We start from the raw sequence: 14,113 nt of genomic DNA, 5'->3' as shown, positions 1-14,113 counted from the left end.
CCGACAGCATGGCCCAGATTTCGTTCGAGAACGTCTCAAAAACCTACCCGGGCGGCAAGGCTGCCGCGCTGACCGACTTCAACCTGGACATCAAAGACGGTGAGTTCATTGTGCTTGTGGGGCCATCGGGTTGCGGCAAGACTACGGCTCTGCGCATGATCGCCGGGCTGGAGGATATTTCCGGCGGTACGCTGAAGATCAACAACACGGTCGCCAACGAACTTGCCCCGCGCGACCGCGACATTGCGATGGTCTTCCAGTCCTACGCGCTTTATCCGCACCTGACCGTCGCGGAAAACATTGCCTTCGGTCTCAAGGTGCGCGGGGTCAAGCCCGATGTGATCGCGCAAAAGGTGCGGGAAACCGCCGAACTCCTGGAACTGACCGAATTCATGGACCGCAAGCCTGCCCGACTTTCCGGTGGCCAGCGCCAGCGCGTCGCCATGGGCCGTGCCCTCGTCCGGTCTCCCAATGCCTTTCTGATGGACGAGCCGCTTTCCAACCTCGATGCCCGCCTTCGCGGCCAGATGCGGGCGGAGATATCGCGCCTCCAGCGCATGACGGCGGTCACCACCGTCTATGTCACGCATGATCAGGTCGAGGCCATGACCATGGGGCACCGCGTCGCGGTGATGAACAAGGGCTCGATCCAGCAGCTTGATACGCCCCGCCGGCTTTACGATAGTCCGGCCAACATGTTCGTCGCGAGCTTCATCGGTTCGCCGCCGATCAACTTCATGGAGGCGGCGGTCGTCTCTCACGAAGGTGATCCGGCCGTATCCTGCGGCGACTTTCTGCTGCCACTCGGCACTTCCGGTGAACGTCTGTCGCCCCGGATCGGAAAGAAGGTCATCCTCGGCATCCGGCCAGAGCATTTGAAAGTTGCCCCACAGCCCGGAGCAGCTGGAACGCTTGCCGCGGAGGCAAGCTTCGTGGAAGACCTCGGCGCCACGCTTCTTCTCCATATGGACGGCCACGGCATCGCCATCGGCCATGCCAACATGGTGGAAGACGAGCGCGACCTGATGAAGACTGCACCGAAACTCAAGGCATTGGTCGACAGCAGCAATCGTATCCTGCGCGGCGACGCCGTCAGCTTCACCGTCGATCCGTCGCTCATCCTTTTCTTCGATCCGGAAACCGGAGCGACGCTGTGAGCCCCGAGGAGAACCCGGATTTCTGGCCGCTCGGCGGCCCGGGCGAAAAAGCGCGTATGGCTCTGATCATTATCGACATGCAGGTAGATTTCTGCGCACCGGGCGGGTGGATCGATCAGCTGGGCGAGGATGTCTCCAACACCCGCGCGGTGATCGAACCGATCCGCGACGCACTGGATACGGCACGCGCCGCCGGCATCACCGTCATCCACACCCGCGAAGGACATGTTGGCGATCTTTCGGATCTTCACCCCAACAAGCAGTGGCGCACCCGCGTCCACGGCCTCGGCATCGGCGATAGCGGCAAGAACGGCCGCATTCTCGTTCATGGCGAGCTAGGTTGGCAGATCATCCCCGAGCTTGCGCCGCTGCAGGATGAGATCATCATCAACAAGCCGGGAAAATCATCGTTTCACCGCACGGAACTCGCCGATGAGTTGAAAAAGCGCGGCATTTCACGGCTGGTCGTCGCCGGCGTGACCTCCGATTGCTGCGTGCAGTCGACCATTCGCGACGGCTACGAGTTCGGCATTGAATGCGTGTTGCTCGAAGATTGCACCGCCGCCGTCGAAAGTCCCAACCACGAGGCGACGCTGGAAATCCTGAGGGCCTATGGCGGGCGCTGGGGCGGTGTTTCGAACCGCGTAGCCTTTCGCGCCATGCTGGAGAAGGCCGATGACTGAGGTCACGAACGGCCTTTTCGCCGCCGTTGCGGCCAATCCCTATGCCTGGCCCTTTGACGGAACGTGGTCCGCCGCCGATACCGCACTTTTGCTGCTTGGCTTTCAGCAGGCTCCGGTGGCGACGCTGGACGCCGATGCCGAACTATCCGTCGCGCTCCGCCTGCTCGCCGCCACCTCCGCCCTCGGTATCGCGACCGTGGCCGCCCGTCGTGGCTATGGCCCTGAGGAAAGCCCGCTGGCCGCTCGCAGGCGGTTGCTCGGCGATCCCATTCCCGAACGCGGCAGCTCCGAATGGGGGTTCAGCGCGCGCCTTCGCCTACCGGGGGACGCCATCTTCGTCGATCCAGCCGGCGACAACGCCTTCTTCAGCACTGGCCTCGAGGAGACGCTGCGACAACGGGGCATCCGCAATCTTCTCGTCACCGGCCTTCCGACCGAAGGTCTTGTGCACGCCACCCAGCGCGCGGCAAACGACAAGGGTTTCGAGTGCCTCGCCGTCTCCGATGCGTGCAAGGGTACATCTGTGGCACGGCACGACGCCCAGCTTCGCATCACCACCTTCGGCAACGGCCTGTTTGGCACGGTCGCCACCTCAGCCGAAATTCATTCGGCCCTCAAAAGCCTTTAGGAGACTATCATGTTCGAAACGCCTTGGTTCGACGCCACCGGCAGCCTTGATCTCGTTACCCTGACGAAGGGCTATGCCAGCGGGGCATTGACGCCGAGCCACATCATCAACGCGATCTACGACCGCATCGCAGGCCGGGGCGAAGACCACGTCTGGATTCACCTCGTTTCCCGGGAGATGGCGCTTGCTAGCGCGAAAGAGCTTGAGGCGCAGGGCTATGACGGACGCCCGCTCTGGGGCATTCCATTTTCGGTCAAGGACTGCAACGACATCATCGGTCTGCCCACCACCAATGCACTGAAGGAAGGCGCTTATGTCGCCACCTCCACCGGCCAGGCGCTCGATCGTATCTTTGACGCCGGCGCGCTTCTGATCGGGAAGACCAACATGGACCAGTTCGGCATCGGGCTTGTCGGCATGCGCTCCCCCTATGGCGCCTGCTCGTCCGTGTTCGACGATCGCTTTATCTCCGGCGGTTCCAGCTCCGGTTCCGGTGTCTCGGTCGCGGCCGGGCTTTCCAGTTTCTCCATCGCCAACGATGCCGCCGGCTCCGGCCGTGTTCCGGCCGGCTTCAACAATATCGTCGGCATCAAGCCGACGCCTGGCCTCGTCAGCAATGCCTGCGTTTCCGGCGGCGGCTGTGTGAAGACCATCGAAACGCTTTCGGTCTTTGCGCTGACGGTCGAAGACGGCATGAAGGTGCTCGATCTCATCGCCGGCTATGATCCCTCCTATCCCTTTTCGAAGCCGGAAGCCGATGCGGTGCCGCTGACGCCCGTTGCTCCGCCGCCGCATTTCCGTTTCGGCGTGCCGGCCGGTGGAGCACTGCGCTTCTTCGGCGATGCCGAAGCCGAACGGCTTTTCGACGAAGCAATCGCGCGCCTGATCGCGATGGGCGGCGAGAAGGTCGAGGTCGATTTTGCGCCCTTCGAAGACACTCAGCGCGTTCTTTACGAAGGCCCTTGGATTTCCGAGCGTGCACTCAGCCTCGACAGCGTGCTTGAGAAATACGGCGAGGCGATCCATCCCGTCACCCGCCAGATCCTGTCGCGGTCCGGCAATTTCTCGGCACTCGACACCTTCGCTGCCATCCACCGCATCGCGGAGCTGAAGCGTGATACGCGTGCGGTCTGGCAGGACATAGCTGTGCTGATGGTGCCCACGACGCCGACGATCTACACCAAGGACGAGATCGCCGCGGACCCGATCCAGCTCAACAGCAACCTTGGCATCTACACCAACTTCGTCAACCTGATGGGCCTGTGCGGCATTGCCGTGCCGAACGGCTTTCGTGCGGATGGCCTGCCGCTCGGCGTCACCTTCCTTGCGCCCGGTTTCGAGGAGGCGCGCGCCGCTGGCATCGCAGCCGCCTTCCACAGAGCGACCGGCCTAAACCTTGCAAAGTTTGACAATCCCTATCCGGATGCCGAAGAGCCGGCATTATCCGCTGACTATCGCGAGATCGCCGTGGTGGGAGCGCATCTGTCGGGCATGCCGCTCAACCGTGAACTGAAGGAACGCGGCGGCTTCTTCCGGCGAACAGCCAAGACCACCGGCGACTACCGCCTCTTTGCGCTGACTGGAACCGTGCCGCCCAAGCCCGGCCTGATCCGCGTGGCCAATGACGGTGCGTCTGTTGCCGTCGAGGTCTGGGCGCTGCCGCTTGCCGGCTTCGGCGATTTCATCGGAAGTATTCCGGCACCTCTTGGCGTCGGCAAGGTGTCGCTTGACGACGGTTCGACGGTGACCGGCTTCCTATGCGAGACCACGGCGACCGAGAGCCAGTCGGATATAACCTCCTATGGCGGCTGGCGCGAATACGTCACAAGTCAAAGCGCTTGATGCGGACATCACTTGCAATTTAACGAGCGTCTTCTCAATTCCGGCGGCGCGTGCGTTGTAGAGTAATGCCAGGCGATATTGCGTCGATCATGCGGGACCAAGCCCATAACCGGTCGGACCCGCTTCGTAGCAGAAGTGCAGGTGTCGAGACTTGCTCTCCAACTTGCGCACGAACCGTTCCACGGCCGCCGGCGTCGCCTCGATCTCGCCAAAATACCGAACTTCTCCATTGCGTCCGCCCTCGGCAATTGCGATCGCATGCTTGGCTTTCGAGACATCGACACCGACGTAAAAAACGTTATCCTCTGTCATGGTCCGTCCTTTCCTTGCTGGGGCTCGGCTCGGCACTCCCGAGCAACCCCCGTTTGCTTTACAGCTGCAACACCTAGCATTATGATCTCAAAGAGAAATCTAACCGCATAAAAGGCGGCAAAATATGGTCACCTTGGCAAGCATTGAACCACTGCTTCCCGAAAGCAATAGAGAGCTGGAAGACGTCGCAATCGAGCTGTGCTTTGCGCATCGGCGAAACGGTTGGCATCCGCATCGACAGCACCCGCTCATCGCTTTTCGATGAGACCGGCATCGCTCTCGCGGCGTCTCCCTGAAGAATAGGTGATCAGATAACTGACAAGGCGCAGACTTCGCCCGACGACGCCGTCAAGACGCGGCGAGGCGAGGCGAGGCGAGGCGATCCTAGCCCTAAGGGCAGAATGGGGTCAGGACAAGAGCAGTTCAAAATCCTGCGCTAAGACGGAACGGAGGGTGAATCGCGCCGCGAATTCCCATAAATCTCTGTTGGCGGATAGCAAACTTCCTAATGGTGGCAACGTTCATCCTATGGCGATGTGGTTGCCACCATCGTGCTTCTCGCTTTCTCTGCGGGGTGAAGGTCGCGCCTTGACGCCCTGCTTTGTGTTACCAAAACTCATCTTTTAATTGCATGTTTTGGCGATTTCCCGTAAAAGCTTTGGGTGATAAATATCGGGCGAGCCGTTACGATGGACACGAATCCCACCGAAGGTTTTGATGCGGCTTTGACTTTGACCGACACTCTCGAATATCTGCCGGCCAACAAGCGTCGCGAGCTTGCGCGCGTGCTGGAAATCATCTTTGCCGAAGTGGAGCAGTTCCGCGCCACCAAGCAGTCGGCCAAGCGCGCCAACAGTCAGATCCTCAAGGTGATCCTCTATGGTTCCTATGCCCGAGGCGGCTGGGTGGAAGATCGGTTGAGCGGCTACCGCTCTGATTATGATCTGCTTGTCGTCGTCAATTCGGAGAGCTTTGCGCAGGAGCAGGAACTGTGGCTTTCGCTCGACGAGCGATTGTTGCAGGAACAGATCGCCCACCGGATTGAGACCCCGGTCATTCCGATCGTCCATAGCCTACATGACGTCAACGACCAACTCTGGCGCGGCCGCCCCTTCTTCGTCGATATCGCAAGGGATGGCAGGGTTCTCTATGAGGAGGAAGGACATCCCCTCGCCCAGCCGAAGCCTCTAAACAAGGAACAGGCGCGAGAAGAGGCCCAGCGCAATTTCGAACAGTGGTATCCTGACGTCGATAAGCTTCTTGCTGGCGTTGAACTCTATCGTGGTTTGGACGGTCTAAATCTTGCTGTGTTCAATTTACACCAGGCGACTGAACGACTTTATCACTGCCTTCTGCTGACGCTCACGCTCTATAGTCCGAAATCGCACCGCATCAAGGTGTTGCGCTCCAAGGCCGAAGATCTGGACAAGCGGCTGATCGAGTCCTGGCCGCGCGACAACCGGATTGCCCGACGGCGCTTCGAACTCCTATCGCGCGCCTATGTCGAAGCCCGCTATTCGCCGGCTTACGAGATCAGTGCCGACGACCTCGCCTGGCTGGTCGAGCGAGTCACAGTCCTACAGGAGCGCGTCGAGGCAATCTGCCTGGAGGCGTTAGCGGTTCGGGACTGAGATACACGCGGCCTTCACAACGCACTTTTGAGCATTCGTATTCGTTGGAGGAGTTCTGATGCGATTTGTTGGTAACATAATCTAGTTCGTGTTCGGCGGCTGGTACCTTGCCTGCCTCTGGCTGCTCGGTGCTCTGGTTGCAGCCGTTTCCATCGTCGGCTTGCCGATCTCACGGGCCGCCCTGGAGATGGCGAAGATCTCGGCCTTCCCATTTGGAAAAGATGTTGTGCACGTACGCGAACTGGACGGAAAGGGCCTCACCGCTGTCACGGCGCTCACCGGGACCGTCGGCTTTATTGTGAATATCATCTGGGCATGCACATTCGGGATCGTAGAACTGAAAGGCAACGTCCGAATTTTCGATGCCCGAACGCCAAGCGAGTTCTCGGGTACCGATCTGAGAAACAATGCACGTGGCGGTCATCTGCCGAGCGCGCGCCTGCTTCCGCACGCAAATCTGCTCGACAACGGTCTGGTTCGGCCGGCATCAGACCTTCGACAGATGTTATCCGACGTCGGCTTTCAGCCGGGCGATCATATCGTCACCCATTGTGACGGAGGCGGGCGCGCTGCCCTCGCCGCCATCGCCGCCGTCCGCGCTGGATATACAGATGTCCGCGCCTATTATCTCAGCTTCTCGGACTGAGCGAAGGATGAAAGCTGCGCGATCGTAAAAGAAGAATCGCAATCGATTGCACATCACACTCCAGGATCCGGCGCTGAAAACCAGTCTAATTAAGAATCTCGTGCCAAAGAAAAAGACACCTCTTTCCAAGCTGGCCAAGCATGCTGGCGCGCTGTTTCGAGAACAGTGGCGTGAGCAGTATGGTGCAATCTGTTACCGAAAGAATGCTGATGATGGGTCGTATGAAGCATTGCTCATAACCGCACGTGGATCGAAGCGTTGGGTCATTTCCAAGGGTGGCCCTATGAAAAACAAGAGCCCGCGGGAAGTCGCCGCGCGAGAGGCATTCGAGGAGGCCGGCATAAGGGGCAAGGAGAGCAAGAAGCCGATCGGTCGTTACAGTTATCTGAAACGGCTGGACGACGGTCAAAGTGTTCCTTGCCTTGTGGAAGTCTTCACGCTTGAGGTCGAGGCGATTGCCGAGACATTCAAGGAACACGGTCAACGACAACTTGCATGGGTCCGGCTCGCAGAAGCCGGACGGCTGGTCGAGGAACCAGAACTGCGCGGTCTGTTCACCACGCTCGAAGCAACGCTGAGCGCAAAGTCGGCAGAAGAGTAAGCCATCGCCATTACCGGGTGGATCCCGCTTCGCCTGGGCGGTCGAGTGACTATGCGACGGGTCATTGGCCCAGCGTCGATACCGCTCGCGGATCCGCCATGAGTGGCACAGCCAATTTGCTCAGCGTCAAAATCGCGATGCGATAACCGCTTTTGCCGCTTCAACAAACCCGGAGCCACTTGGTCCCTTGGTAATCCAGCGCGGAAGATCGGGAAGATCATCAAGATAGTTGGTGACGGTGCTGACACCGACTGTATGCCCGAAAAACGAAAACATCGGCGCATTGTTGGTGGAACCGCCAGTGTATAGGACGGCACCACGCTCGGTATTGACCCCGGCACTTTGAAGGTTTTCAAGGCAGCATATGTTTCGGCCGATAGCTGCCCCTTGTATGTCAGGGTTTCGTCCATATCGGTCAGGACTAAGCGAACCTTGCGGACGGCGGCGATGTCGGCTTTGGCGAATGGCTGCATAGCGTTCCCTGATCTTAGCGGAAAACCACCTATTCCGTTTTACGCGAGGCAACTGCCGGACGAGCTTCACAGAATAAGGCCCGCAGTCCGATAGGCCCGGATCGTGCGATCGTAAATGCTGATGTCCTGGCAGCCGCGTGCGATTAATTGGGCCCCCTCGATGGCAGCAAAGATCGCCATCCCGTGTTCCTGCAGATCCTGCTCGCTCGCCGAAGGCCTTGCCCGTGAGAGCACCTTTGTAAGCCAGCCGACGTTCATCGCGGCGAATTTATCGACCTCGGCCCGGACCTCTGGGGGAAGGTCGTCGAGTTCCGCGCTCATGATGCCGCACAGGCACATGCGATTGTCGTTGGCCAGGGCAGAGCGAAAGATCTCCGCGTATCTGTCCATGCACCACGCCGCGTCTTCGGACGTCGCCAGGAGCTCCGCCAGATAGGCTGCCCCTTCCTCGGTATAGCGACGGGCCAATGCAGCGCCGAGGTCGCCTTTGGTGGGGAAGTGGTAGTGCACGCTGGCACTTTTGATGCCGACCTCTTTCGCGAGCTCCCGAAAGCTGAGGGCATTGTAGCCGTGGGCCTGCACCGTCGCCTTCGCAGCCACCATGACTGCCTCTCGCATATCGTTTTTCGTTCTAGCCATCGCCGTTCCATACCTATCACTCGATAGATAGTTGTTGACGCCGAGAAAGGGAAGGACTAATCGGTTGGCGTAACCTATCTATCGATAGACATACAACTAAAGGATCCTCCCATGAAAATCTTCGATCGCCCGGGCTTTCCCAATCCGGCCCGTATTCGCATCGTCCTTGCTGAAAAGGGCCTCGAACCCCAGGTCGAGTTCGTCTCCGTCGACCTCATCGCCGCCGAACACAAGCAACCCGCCTTCCTCGAAAAGAACCCCTTGGGCGTGCTGCCGGTCCTCCAGCTCGACGACGGCACCTTTATCAGTGAGGCGACCGCCATCACCGAATATCTCGACAATCTCAATGGTGACCCGAAGCTCACCGGCAAGACGCCGAAAGAGAAGGCTGTCATCCATATGATGCAGAAGCGGGCGGAAACCGAGCTGCTCGACGCGGTCGGCAATTACTTCCACCATGCAACGCCGGGTCTGGGTCCCGATCTGCAGGTGTTCAAAAGCCCCGAATGGGCCGGCCGCCAGGAATGGGGCAACCGTCAGCGCGACAAGGCGATTGCCGGCATGAGATATTTCGACACGGTGTTGCGGGACCATTCGTTCGCCGCGGGCCATGCATTCTCGATGGCCGACATCACAGTATTTGCCGGGCTGATGTTCGCAGACGCTGCGGGCATTGCGGTGCCCGAGGCCTACACCGCGTTGAACGCCTGGCGCGCAAAGGTCTCAGAGCTGCCGAGCGTCAAGAACCGCAGCGGCCAGATGTTCGTGACCGAGGACCTGCGCAGGCTCGGCTTCTAATCCCTCACACGAAGGCGGTTCGAAGAACCCACAGATGTGTCCAACCACATCCTTCCATCACGCCGCCTCAGTCGGCATAATTCTCACGGAGGTCACTCATGTCTACGATCACAACACCCGATAGCGCTTTGCGGCGCAACCTGCTGAAAGGGGTTGCCCTCGCCGGCGTCGGACTAGCGGCTACCGCTGCCGGCGCGACCCCGGCCGATGCAAAATCACCCGCGTCAGCCCGTGCCGGCAAGCCGACGGGCGATCATCTCGTCACGAAAGACGGCACCAGCCTCTACTTCAAGGATTGGGGCACCGGGCCGGCCGTGGTGTTCAGCCATGGCTATCCGCTTTCATCCGACGCCTGGGAGGACCAGATGTTCTTCCTGCTGCAGAACGGCTATCGCGTCATCGCCCATGACCGTCGGGGCTTTGGACGGTCGAGCCAGCCGTCCAACGGCTACGACTACGACACCTTCGCCGACGACCTGGCCCAGCTGGTCGAGGCGCTTGATCTGCGCGAGGCAACCTTCGTCGGCCATTCGATGGGTGGTGGCGAGGTGGCACGCTACGTCGCGCGTCACGGCCAGAGCCGCGTCGCCAAGGTCGCCTTCGTCTCCTCTGTGACGCCTTTCCTGCTCAAGACCGCGACCAACCCGACCGGTGCGCCGAAGGAGCTGTTCGATACGTTCCGCGCCGCCGTGCAGGCAAACCGGTCGCAATGGAATCTCGACGTCACCATGCCGTATTACAGCTTCAATCGGCCGGGGGCGGACATCTCGGAGGGCCTGCGGGAGAGCTACTGGCGGCAGGGGCAGGCAACAGGCTTTCTTGCCGCCTACCATGCGCTCGGCGCCTTCTCGGAGACCGATTTCCGTGATGACCTTAAGAAGATCACCGTGCCCGCGCTGGTGATCCATGGCAGTGACGATCAGATCGTCCCGCTGGAGATTTCAGCGAAACTGACCGCCGGGCTCCTACCGCATGCCAAGCTCATCGTCTACGAAGGCGGCTCCCACGGATTGCTGCATGTCGACAAGGACCGCTTGAACGCTGACCTGCTGGCGTTCCTTCGCGGCTGACGCTGCCTCGTTCAAAATGCCGGGGGCCTGGCCGTAGCCTGGCCGCCGGCGCCTTTGAGCGCCCTTGCACCGATGTTCAACGCGACATGAAAAGGCTCGGGCTTGACACTGTGCAATTACACATTTAGCTATACCCCATGCCGATACCCACTGGTCCTCATCTCTGTTACGCCCTTGCCGCCCGCCAGAACGCGCGGCATCTGAGCCGTCTTTATGATACTCATCTGGCACCGGCCGGTCTGTCTGTCTCGCAGTTCTCGATTCTGTCGCTGCTGGAAGCCTACGAGAGTCTCAAAATCACCGATCTGGCGCGTATGCTGAGCATGGAGCGCACGACGTTGGTCCGCGCGCTGAAGCCGCTGCAGGCGGCCGGATGGGTTGTGGCAGGTAGAGCCAATAGCGGCCGGTCCTTTGATGTCGGGCTCTCCCGCTCGGGCCTGGACAAGGTGGCGGAGGCTGTGCCCCTTTGGAAAAACGCCCAGGCCGCATTTGAGCGGGAGGTCGGACAAGACCGCGCCGTGCGCATGCGCGATGAGATTCTGGAGCTGAACCTGGGCGCATAGCTCCCCTTTTTTTGACTTAATATGTGTAATTACACACATATCTTTAATTCAACCGCTCCAAGGAGATAAGAAATGACCAACAAGTTCCTCGTTACCGGCGCTACGGGTGAGACCGGCCGCTACACGGTCCAGCACCTGCTCGAGAAAGGCCATTCCGTCAGAGCGATGGTCCACAGGCAAGACGAGCGTGCCGAGGCGCTTCGGAGCGAAGGTGCGGAGGTTGTCGTTGGCGACCTCTTCGAGCATGACGACGTGATCCGCGCCGCGTCCGGCACCACTGCCGCCTATTTCTGCTATCCCGTCCGTCCTGGCATCATCCAGACGACGGCATATTTCGCAGACGCGGCCAAGCGCGCCGGGCTGAAGGCCGTGATCAACATGTCGCAGATCTCGGCGCGCGAAGGCTCCAAGAGCCATGCGGCGCGCGACCACTGGATCGCCGAGCGGATTTTCGACTGGTCGGGTGTTCCGACCGTGCACCTGCGCCCGACCTTCTTCTCACAATGGCTGCTCTATCCGTTTGCGCGCAAGACCATCGTCGAGCAGAGCATTATCGATCTGCCCTATGGCGCCGGTCGTCATGCCCCGATCGCGGCCGAGGACCAGGCCCGCCTGATCGCCGCAATCCTGGCGGAGCCGGCCACCCATATCGGCAAGACCTACACGCTCCACGGGCCGACCGAACTCGACCAGCCGGGCATCGCAGCAGCCATCAGCGAGGTGCTCGGCCGCAAGATCAGCTACCAGCCGCTGACCATCCCCGCCTATCGCGAGCGCCTGGAAAAGTTCGGCTTGCCTGAGTTTCTGATCCAGCATTTCTGCGCGATCGCCGTCGATTATCAGAACGGCATCTTCTCGGGCGCCGACAAGATCATTGCCGAAGTGACGGGCAAGCCGCCTATGACCGTTCAGGACTTCGTCACGTCGCACCGGGCCGCCTTCGACAGTCTCGATGCGGCGGCGTGAGGTGCTTCCGGCAGGCTCCAATGCCACTGAGCCATCCCGGCCCTGATCTCTGCTTGAGGCGAGCGGAGCCAAGCGCTGCTCGCCCGCATGCCGTCTGATCGCCTGTTAAGGTTTATCCCTACCTGCTGAGGAAGCTGGCGGTGACCAGGCCCAACCAAGTCTGGGCTATGGACATCAGCTACGGCCCAATGGCGCGGGGGTTCGTCTATCTCTGCGCTGTCGTCGATTGGTTCAGTCGCCGAGTGCTTTCTTGGCGGCTGTCGATCACGATGGGGACGGCCTTCTGTATAGAAGCGGTCGAGGAACGCTTGCCCGCTATGCAAGCCCGACATCTCAGCGCAATGCTTGCATTGTCGCGACAACACGGACCAGGGATCACAGTTCACGTCCATCGACTTCACAGCGGTGCTGAAGAAGGCTGAGATCGCTATCTCGATGGATGGCAAGGGCGCTTGGCGGGACAACGTCTTTGTCGAGCGACTCTGGCGGTCGATTAAATACGAGGAAGTCTATCTCCATGCCTACAACACCGTGCCCGAGGCCCGCGCTGGGATTGGCCGCTATCTGACCTTTTACAATACTCGACGCCCACACTCATCCCTTGACCGGCAGACGCCGGATCAGGCTTACTTCAACGCGCTGATGCCAATGAAGGCCGCAGCATAACAATGGCGGAAATCCACTTAGCGAAACGCCGCAAACTGTTCAGACAAACCGAGCCAGCTCTCTTTGAATTCATTCGGTCTGGTTGGTCGGATCAGGGTGTATCCGGCCTGACAACGGTATCGGCGTGGCCGCCACCCGTGGCACTGATAGTCAAGTGGGCAAAAGCGATCTCACCATCGGTAGTGTAATGGTTGACCTTTCCGGGGTTCAAACGGGAGCCAGATTGGTGCCGCGCGACCTCCCCGATTACTTGCTTTGCCCTCAGTTCATTGACTATGTAGTCGCGCTCGGCGTTCGTATCGGAATCGGTCTTATGTGTGACTTGGAATGTTAGCCAAGTCAGAGAAAGCCCGGTATCTCTCGTACCCGCCCCAACCCATAGGACGCGCTCCTCGGGCGATGGCCTGTCGGTATTCAACCAGAAGCTCGCCGCGCTCATGTCGTCCTCGGAATGGGCAAGGCTAAGGGCCCAGAAACGGATGTGATGGCGCTTGCGGGGGCTATCGTCGATGGGCTCCTGGAATCCTATGTCCTGCCGTCGTCCAAAGAGATAGAAGGTGCTGAAAGGTGCGGTGGGATAGGCAGAGTTCATCAGGAAAGCGCGTATCATTCGCAACGAGCTTGCAATCCCCAAATGGTCGGCCGTGGACCAGCCCGCCGTTGCAAAGGCCTCGCGGAGTTGTTGAAGATTGCCGATGAGGGCGAAATTTATAGGATCGCCGGGCAGTCCATCGGCCGTGATCGTGTATCTGGGGATCAGCCCCCGATGAAGAACCTTCAGGGACAGTCGGACCACGTTCGGAAGAATGACGTAAGCAGTCAGGCCATATGTGAGGCACACCGCAACGAGCCATGGAAACCTATGGTCCGCAGTATCGAAAACAACGAAGACGATCAGCCAAACGCTGAGTACACCCAGACAGAAAACCAGAAACCTCCGGAAAAGGCGCGTCAGCAATCTCAAGACACAGTCTCCTCGTCTGGCGTCTGATGGGCTGGCAGTCGCACTCGCTGTTCGTCTCAGGGATTTTAGCACCCGAGAGTATGCAAATGATAGCGCTGTGGGCCATATCGAGCGAACCCCCACCACACGCTAGCGGAACCATGTGGCCCTTGCTCCATAACGCCGCATTGAACAGGATGCCCCTACAAGTGGACAGCAGGCTTCGGGATCGTGTCCCTGGAAGTGGTGTAGGTCGCGGCTGGTGGCCGTGCTTTCCGACATAGGGCCGGAGGGATATCARCGTGCCACAGCGGGCAAACTGATTTGCGGRTCATCGCTCATTTGSGCCATGGTCTCAAGSGTCATRTACCTGGCSCGTTGGACGGCCCATTCRTCATTCTGTTCGAGCAGCAGTGCGCCGACGAGACGGACGATGGCWTCGTCGTTCGGAAAGATGCCGACGACCTCGGTGCGGCGCTTGATTTCGCCGTTGAG

The 14,113-nt window shown here is 59.8% G+C and carries 15 protein-coding genes and 1 pseudogene; 12 read left to right on the top strand and 4 right to left on the bottom strand.

Features of this window, described 5'->3' with window-relative positions; all coding sequences use genetic code 11:
• Nucleotides 1-8 precede the first annotated feature (8 nt).
• From AC1DMK_RS29060 to atzF, 4 genes are read left to right on the top strand one after another with little or no spacing between them, the layout of a single operon-like run.
• On the top strand, nt 9-1,157 hold the full coding sequence (locus AC1DMK_RS29060) for an ABC transporter ATP-binding protein (RefSeq protein ID WP_477863775.1): 1,149 nt from the start codon (nt 9-11) through the stop codon (nt 1,155-1,157).
• A gap of 56 nt (nt 1,158-1,213) precedes the next feature.
• Entirely contained in the window at nt 1,214-1,840 is a 627-nt protein-coding gene (locus AC1DMK_RS29055; RefSeq protein ID WP_477863786.1) for a cysteine hydrolase family protein, read from the top strand.
• On the top strand, nt 1,833-2,468 hold the full coding sequence (locus tag AC1DMK_RS29050) for a cysteine hydrolase family protein (protein ID WP_477863774.1): 636 nt from the start codon (nt 1,833-1,835) through the stop codon (nt 2,466-2,468). Before AC1DMK_RS29055 ends, AC1DMK_RS29050 begins: the two co-directional genes overlap by 8 nt.
• A 9-nt stretch (nt 2,469-2,477) precedes the next feature.
• Nucleotides 2,478-4,310 carry an allophanate hydrolase gene (gene atzF, locus AC1DMK_RS29045; protein ID WP_477863773.1) on the top strand — a complete coding sequence of 611 codons (1,833 nt, stop codon included), beginning with the start codon at nt 2,478-2,480 and terminating at the stop codon, nt 4,308-4,310.
• Nucleotides 4,311-4,397: 87 nt separating this feature from the next.
• Here the strand turns inward: atzF and AC1DMK_RS29040 are convergent, their stop codons facing one another.
• Nucleotides 4,398-4,622: a hypothetical protein gene (locus AC1DMK_RS29040; protein WP_477863772.1), complete on the bottom strand. Its 225-nt coding sequence runs from the start codon at nt 4,620-4,622 to the stop codon at nt 4,398-4,400.
• Between the two features lie 689 nt (nt 4,623-5,311).
• Here AC1DMK_RS29040 and AC1DMK_RS29035 point away from each other — a divergent pair.
• The 3 genes from AC1DMK_RS29035 to AC1DMK_RS29025 all read left to right on the top strand — a co-directional run bounded on the left by AC1DMK_RS29035 (nt 5,312) and on the right by AC1DMK_RS29025 (nt 7,500).
• Complete coding sequence (locus tag AC1DMK_RS29035) at nt 5,312-6,253, top strand: HEPN domain-containing protein (RefSeq protein WP_477863771.1); 942 nt, start codon at nt 5,312-5,314, stop codon at nt 6,251-6,253.
• 88 nt (nt 6,254-6,341) lie between these two features.
• Nucleotides 6,342-6,899: a rhodanese-like domain-containing protein gene (locus tag AC1DMK_RS29030; RefSeq protein WP_477863770.1), complete on the top strand. Its 558-nt coding sequence runs from the start codon at nt 6,342-6,344 to the stop codon at nt 6,897-6,899.
• A 100-nt stretch (nt 6,900-6,999) separates the two neighbouring features.
• Nucleotides 7,000-7,500, top strand: coding sequence for an NUDIX hydrolase (locus tag AC1DMK_RS29025; protein WP_477863785.1), 501 nt, complete (start codon nt 7,000-7,002; stop codon nt 7,498-7,500).
• 539 nt (nt 7,501-8,039) lie between these two features.
• Here the strand turns inward: AC1DMK_RS29025 and AC1DMK_RS29020 are convergent.
• Nucleotides 8,040-8,612: a TetR/AcrR family transcriptional regulator gene (locus AC1DMK_RS29020; protein WP_477863769.1), complete on the bottom strand. Its 573-nt coding sequence runs from the start codon at nt 8,610-8,612 to the stop codon at nt 8,040-8,042.
• A 111-nt stretch (nt 8,613-8,723) separates the two neighbouring features.
• Between AC1DMK_RS29020 and AC1DMK_RS29015 the strand changes: the two genes are divergently transcribed.
• The 5 genes and pseudogenes from AC1DMK_RS29015 to AC1DMK_RS28995 form a co-directional block, all read left to right on the top strand.
• Nucleotides 8,724-9,410 carry a glutathione S-transferase family protein gene (locus AC1DMK_RS29015; RefSeq protein WP_477863768.1) on the top strand — a complete coding sequence of 229 codons (687 nt, stop codon included), beginning with the start codon at nt 8,724-8,726 and terminating at the stop codon, nt 9,408-9,410.
• A 98-nt stretch (nt 9,411-9,508) separates the two neighbouring features.
• Complete coding sequence (locus AC1DMK_RS29010; RefSeq protein WP_477863767.1) at nt 9,509-10,480, top strand: alpha/beta fold hydrolase; 972 nt, start codon at nt 9,509-9,511, stop codon at nt 10,478-10,480.
• A gap of 137 nt (nt 10,481-10,617) precedes the next feature.
• Entirely contained in the window at nt 10,618-11,043 is a 426-nt protein-coding gene (locus AC1DMK_RS29005) for a MarR family winged helix-turn-helix transcriptional regulator (RefSeq protein ID WP_477863766.1), read from the top strand.
• A 72-nt stretch (nt 11,044-11,115) separates the two neighbouring features.
• Nucleotides 11,116-12,009: an NmrA family NAD(P)-binding protein gene (locus AC1DMK_RS29000; protein WP_477863765.1), complete on the top strand. Its 894-nt coding sequence runs from the start codon at nt 11,116-11,118 to the stop codon at nt 12,007-12,009.
• A 107-nt stretch (nt 12,010-12,116) separates the two neighbouring features.
• Nucleotides 12,117-12,675, top strand: a pseudogene (locus AC1DMK_RS28995) (IS3 family transposase); the annotation flags it as partial.
• A gap of 91 nt (nt 12,676-12,766) precedes the next feature.
• On the opposite strand, the gene AC1DMK_RS28990 reads toward AC1DMK_RS28995, so the two are convergent.
• On the bottom strand, nt 12,767-13,639 hold the full coding sequence (locus AC1DMK_RS28990) for an LssY C-terminal domain-containing protein (RefSeq protein ID WP_477863764.1): 873 nt from the start codon (nt 13,637-13,639) through the stop codon (nt 12,767-12,769).
• 276 nt (nt 13,640-13,915) lie between these two features.
• A partial coding sequence (locus AC1DMK_RS28985) for a transposase (protein ID WP_477863763.1) occupies nt 13,916-14,113 on the bottom strand: 198 nt, incomplete at its 5' end.

It is taken from the genome of Rhizobium sp. 05L419, from assembly GCF_056397845.1.
The sequence above is the reverse complement of the archived record's forward strand: the minus strand, read 5'-3'. Positions and strand labels throughout refer to the sequence as shown.

Bases quoted from the DNA above. Each gene is read 5' to 3' on its own strand.
- AC1DMK_RS29060 (WP_477863775.1), top strand. From the start codon at position 9: ATGGCCCAGATTTCGTTCGAGAACGTCTCAAAAACCTACCCGGGCGGC.
- AC1DMK_RS29055 (WP_477863786.1), top strand. From the start codon at position 1,214: ATGGCTCTGATCATTATCGACATGCAGGTAGATTTCTGCGCACCGGGC.
- AC1DMK_RS29050 (WP_477863774.1), top strand. From the start codon at position 1,833: ATGACTGAGGTCACGAACGGCCTTTTCGCCGCCGTTGCGGCCAATCCC.
- atzF (WP_477863773.1), top strand. From the start codon at position 2,478: ATGTTCGAAACGCCTTGGTTCGACGCCACCGGCAGCCTTGATCTCGTT.
- AC1DMK_RS29040 (WP_477863772.1), bottom strand. From the start codon at position 4,622: ATGACAGAGGATAACGTTTTTTACGTCGGTGTCGATGTCTCGAAAGCC.
- AC1DMK_RS29035 (WP_477863771.1), top strand. From the start codon at position 5,312: ATGGACACGAATCCCACCGAAGGTTTTGATGCGGCTTTGACTTTGACC.
- AC1DMK_RS29020 (WP_477863769.1), bottom strand. From the start codon at position 8,612: ATGGCTAGAACGAAAAACGATATGCGAGAGGCAGTCATGGTGGCTGCG.
- AC1DMK_RS29015 (WP_477863768.1), top strand. From the start codon at position 8,724: ATGAAAATCTTCGATCGCCCGGGCTTTCCCAATCCGGCCCGTATTCGC.
- AC1DMK_RS29010 (WP_477863767.1), top strand. From the start codon at position 9,509: ATGTCTACGATCACAACACCCGATAGCGCTTTGCGGCGCAACCTGCTG.
- AC1DMK_RS29005 (WP_477863766.1), top strand. From the start codon at position 10,618: ATGCCGATACCCACTGGTCCTCATCTCTGTTACGCCCTTGCCGCCCGC.
- AC1DMK_RS29000 (WP_477863765.1), top strand. From the start codon at position 11,116: ATGACCAACAAGTTCCTCGTTACCGGCGCTACGGGTGAGACCGGCCGC.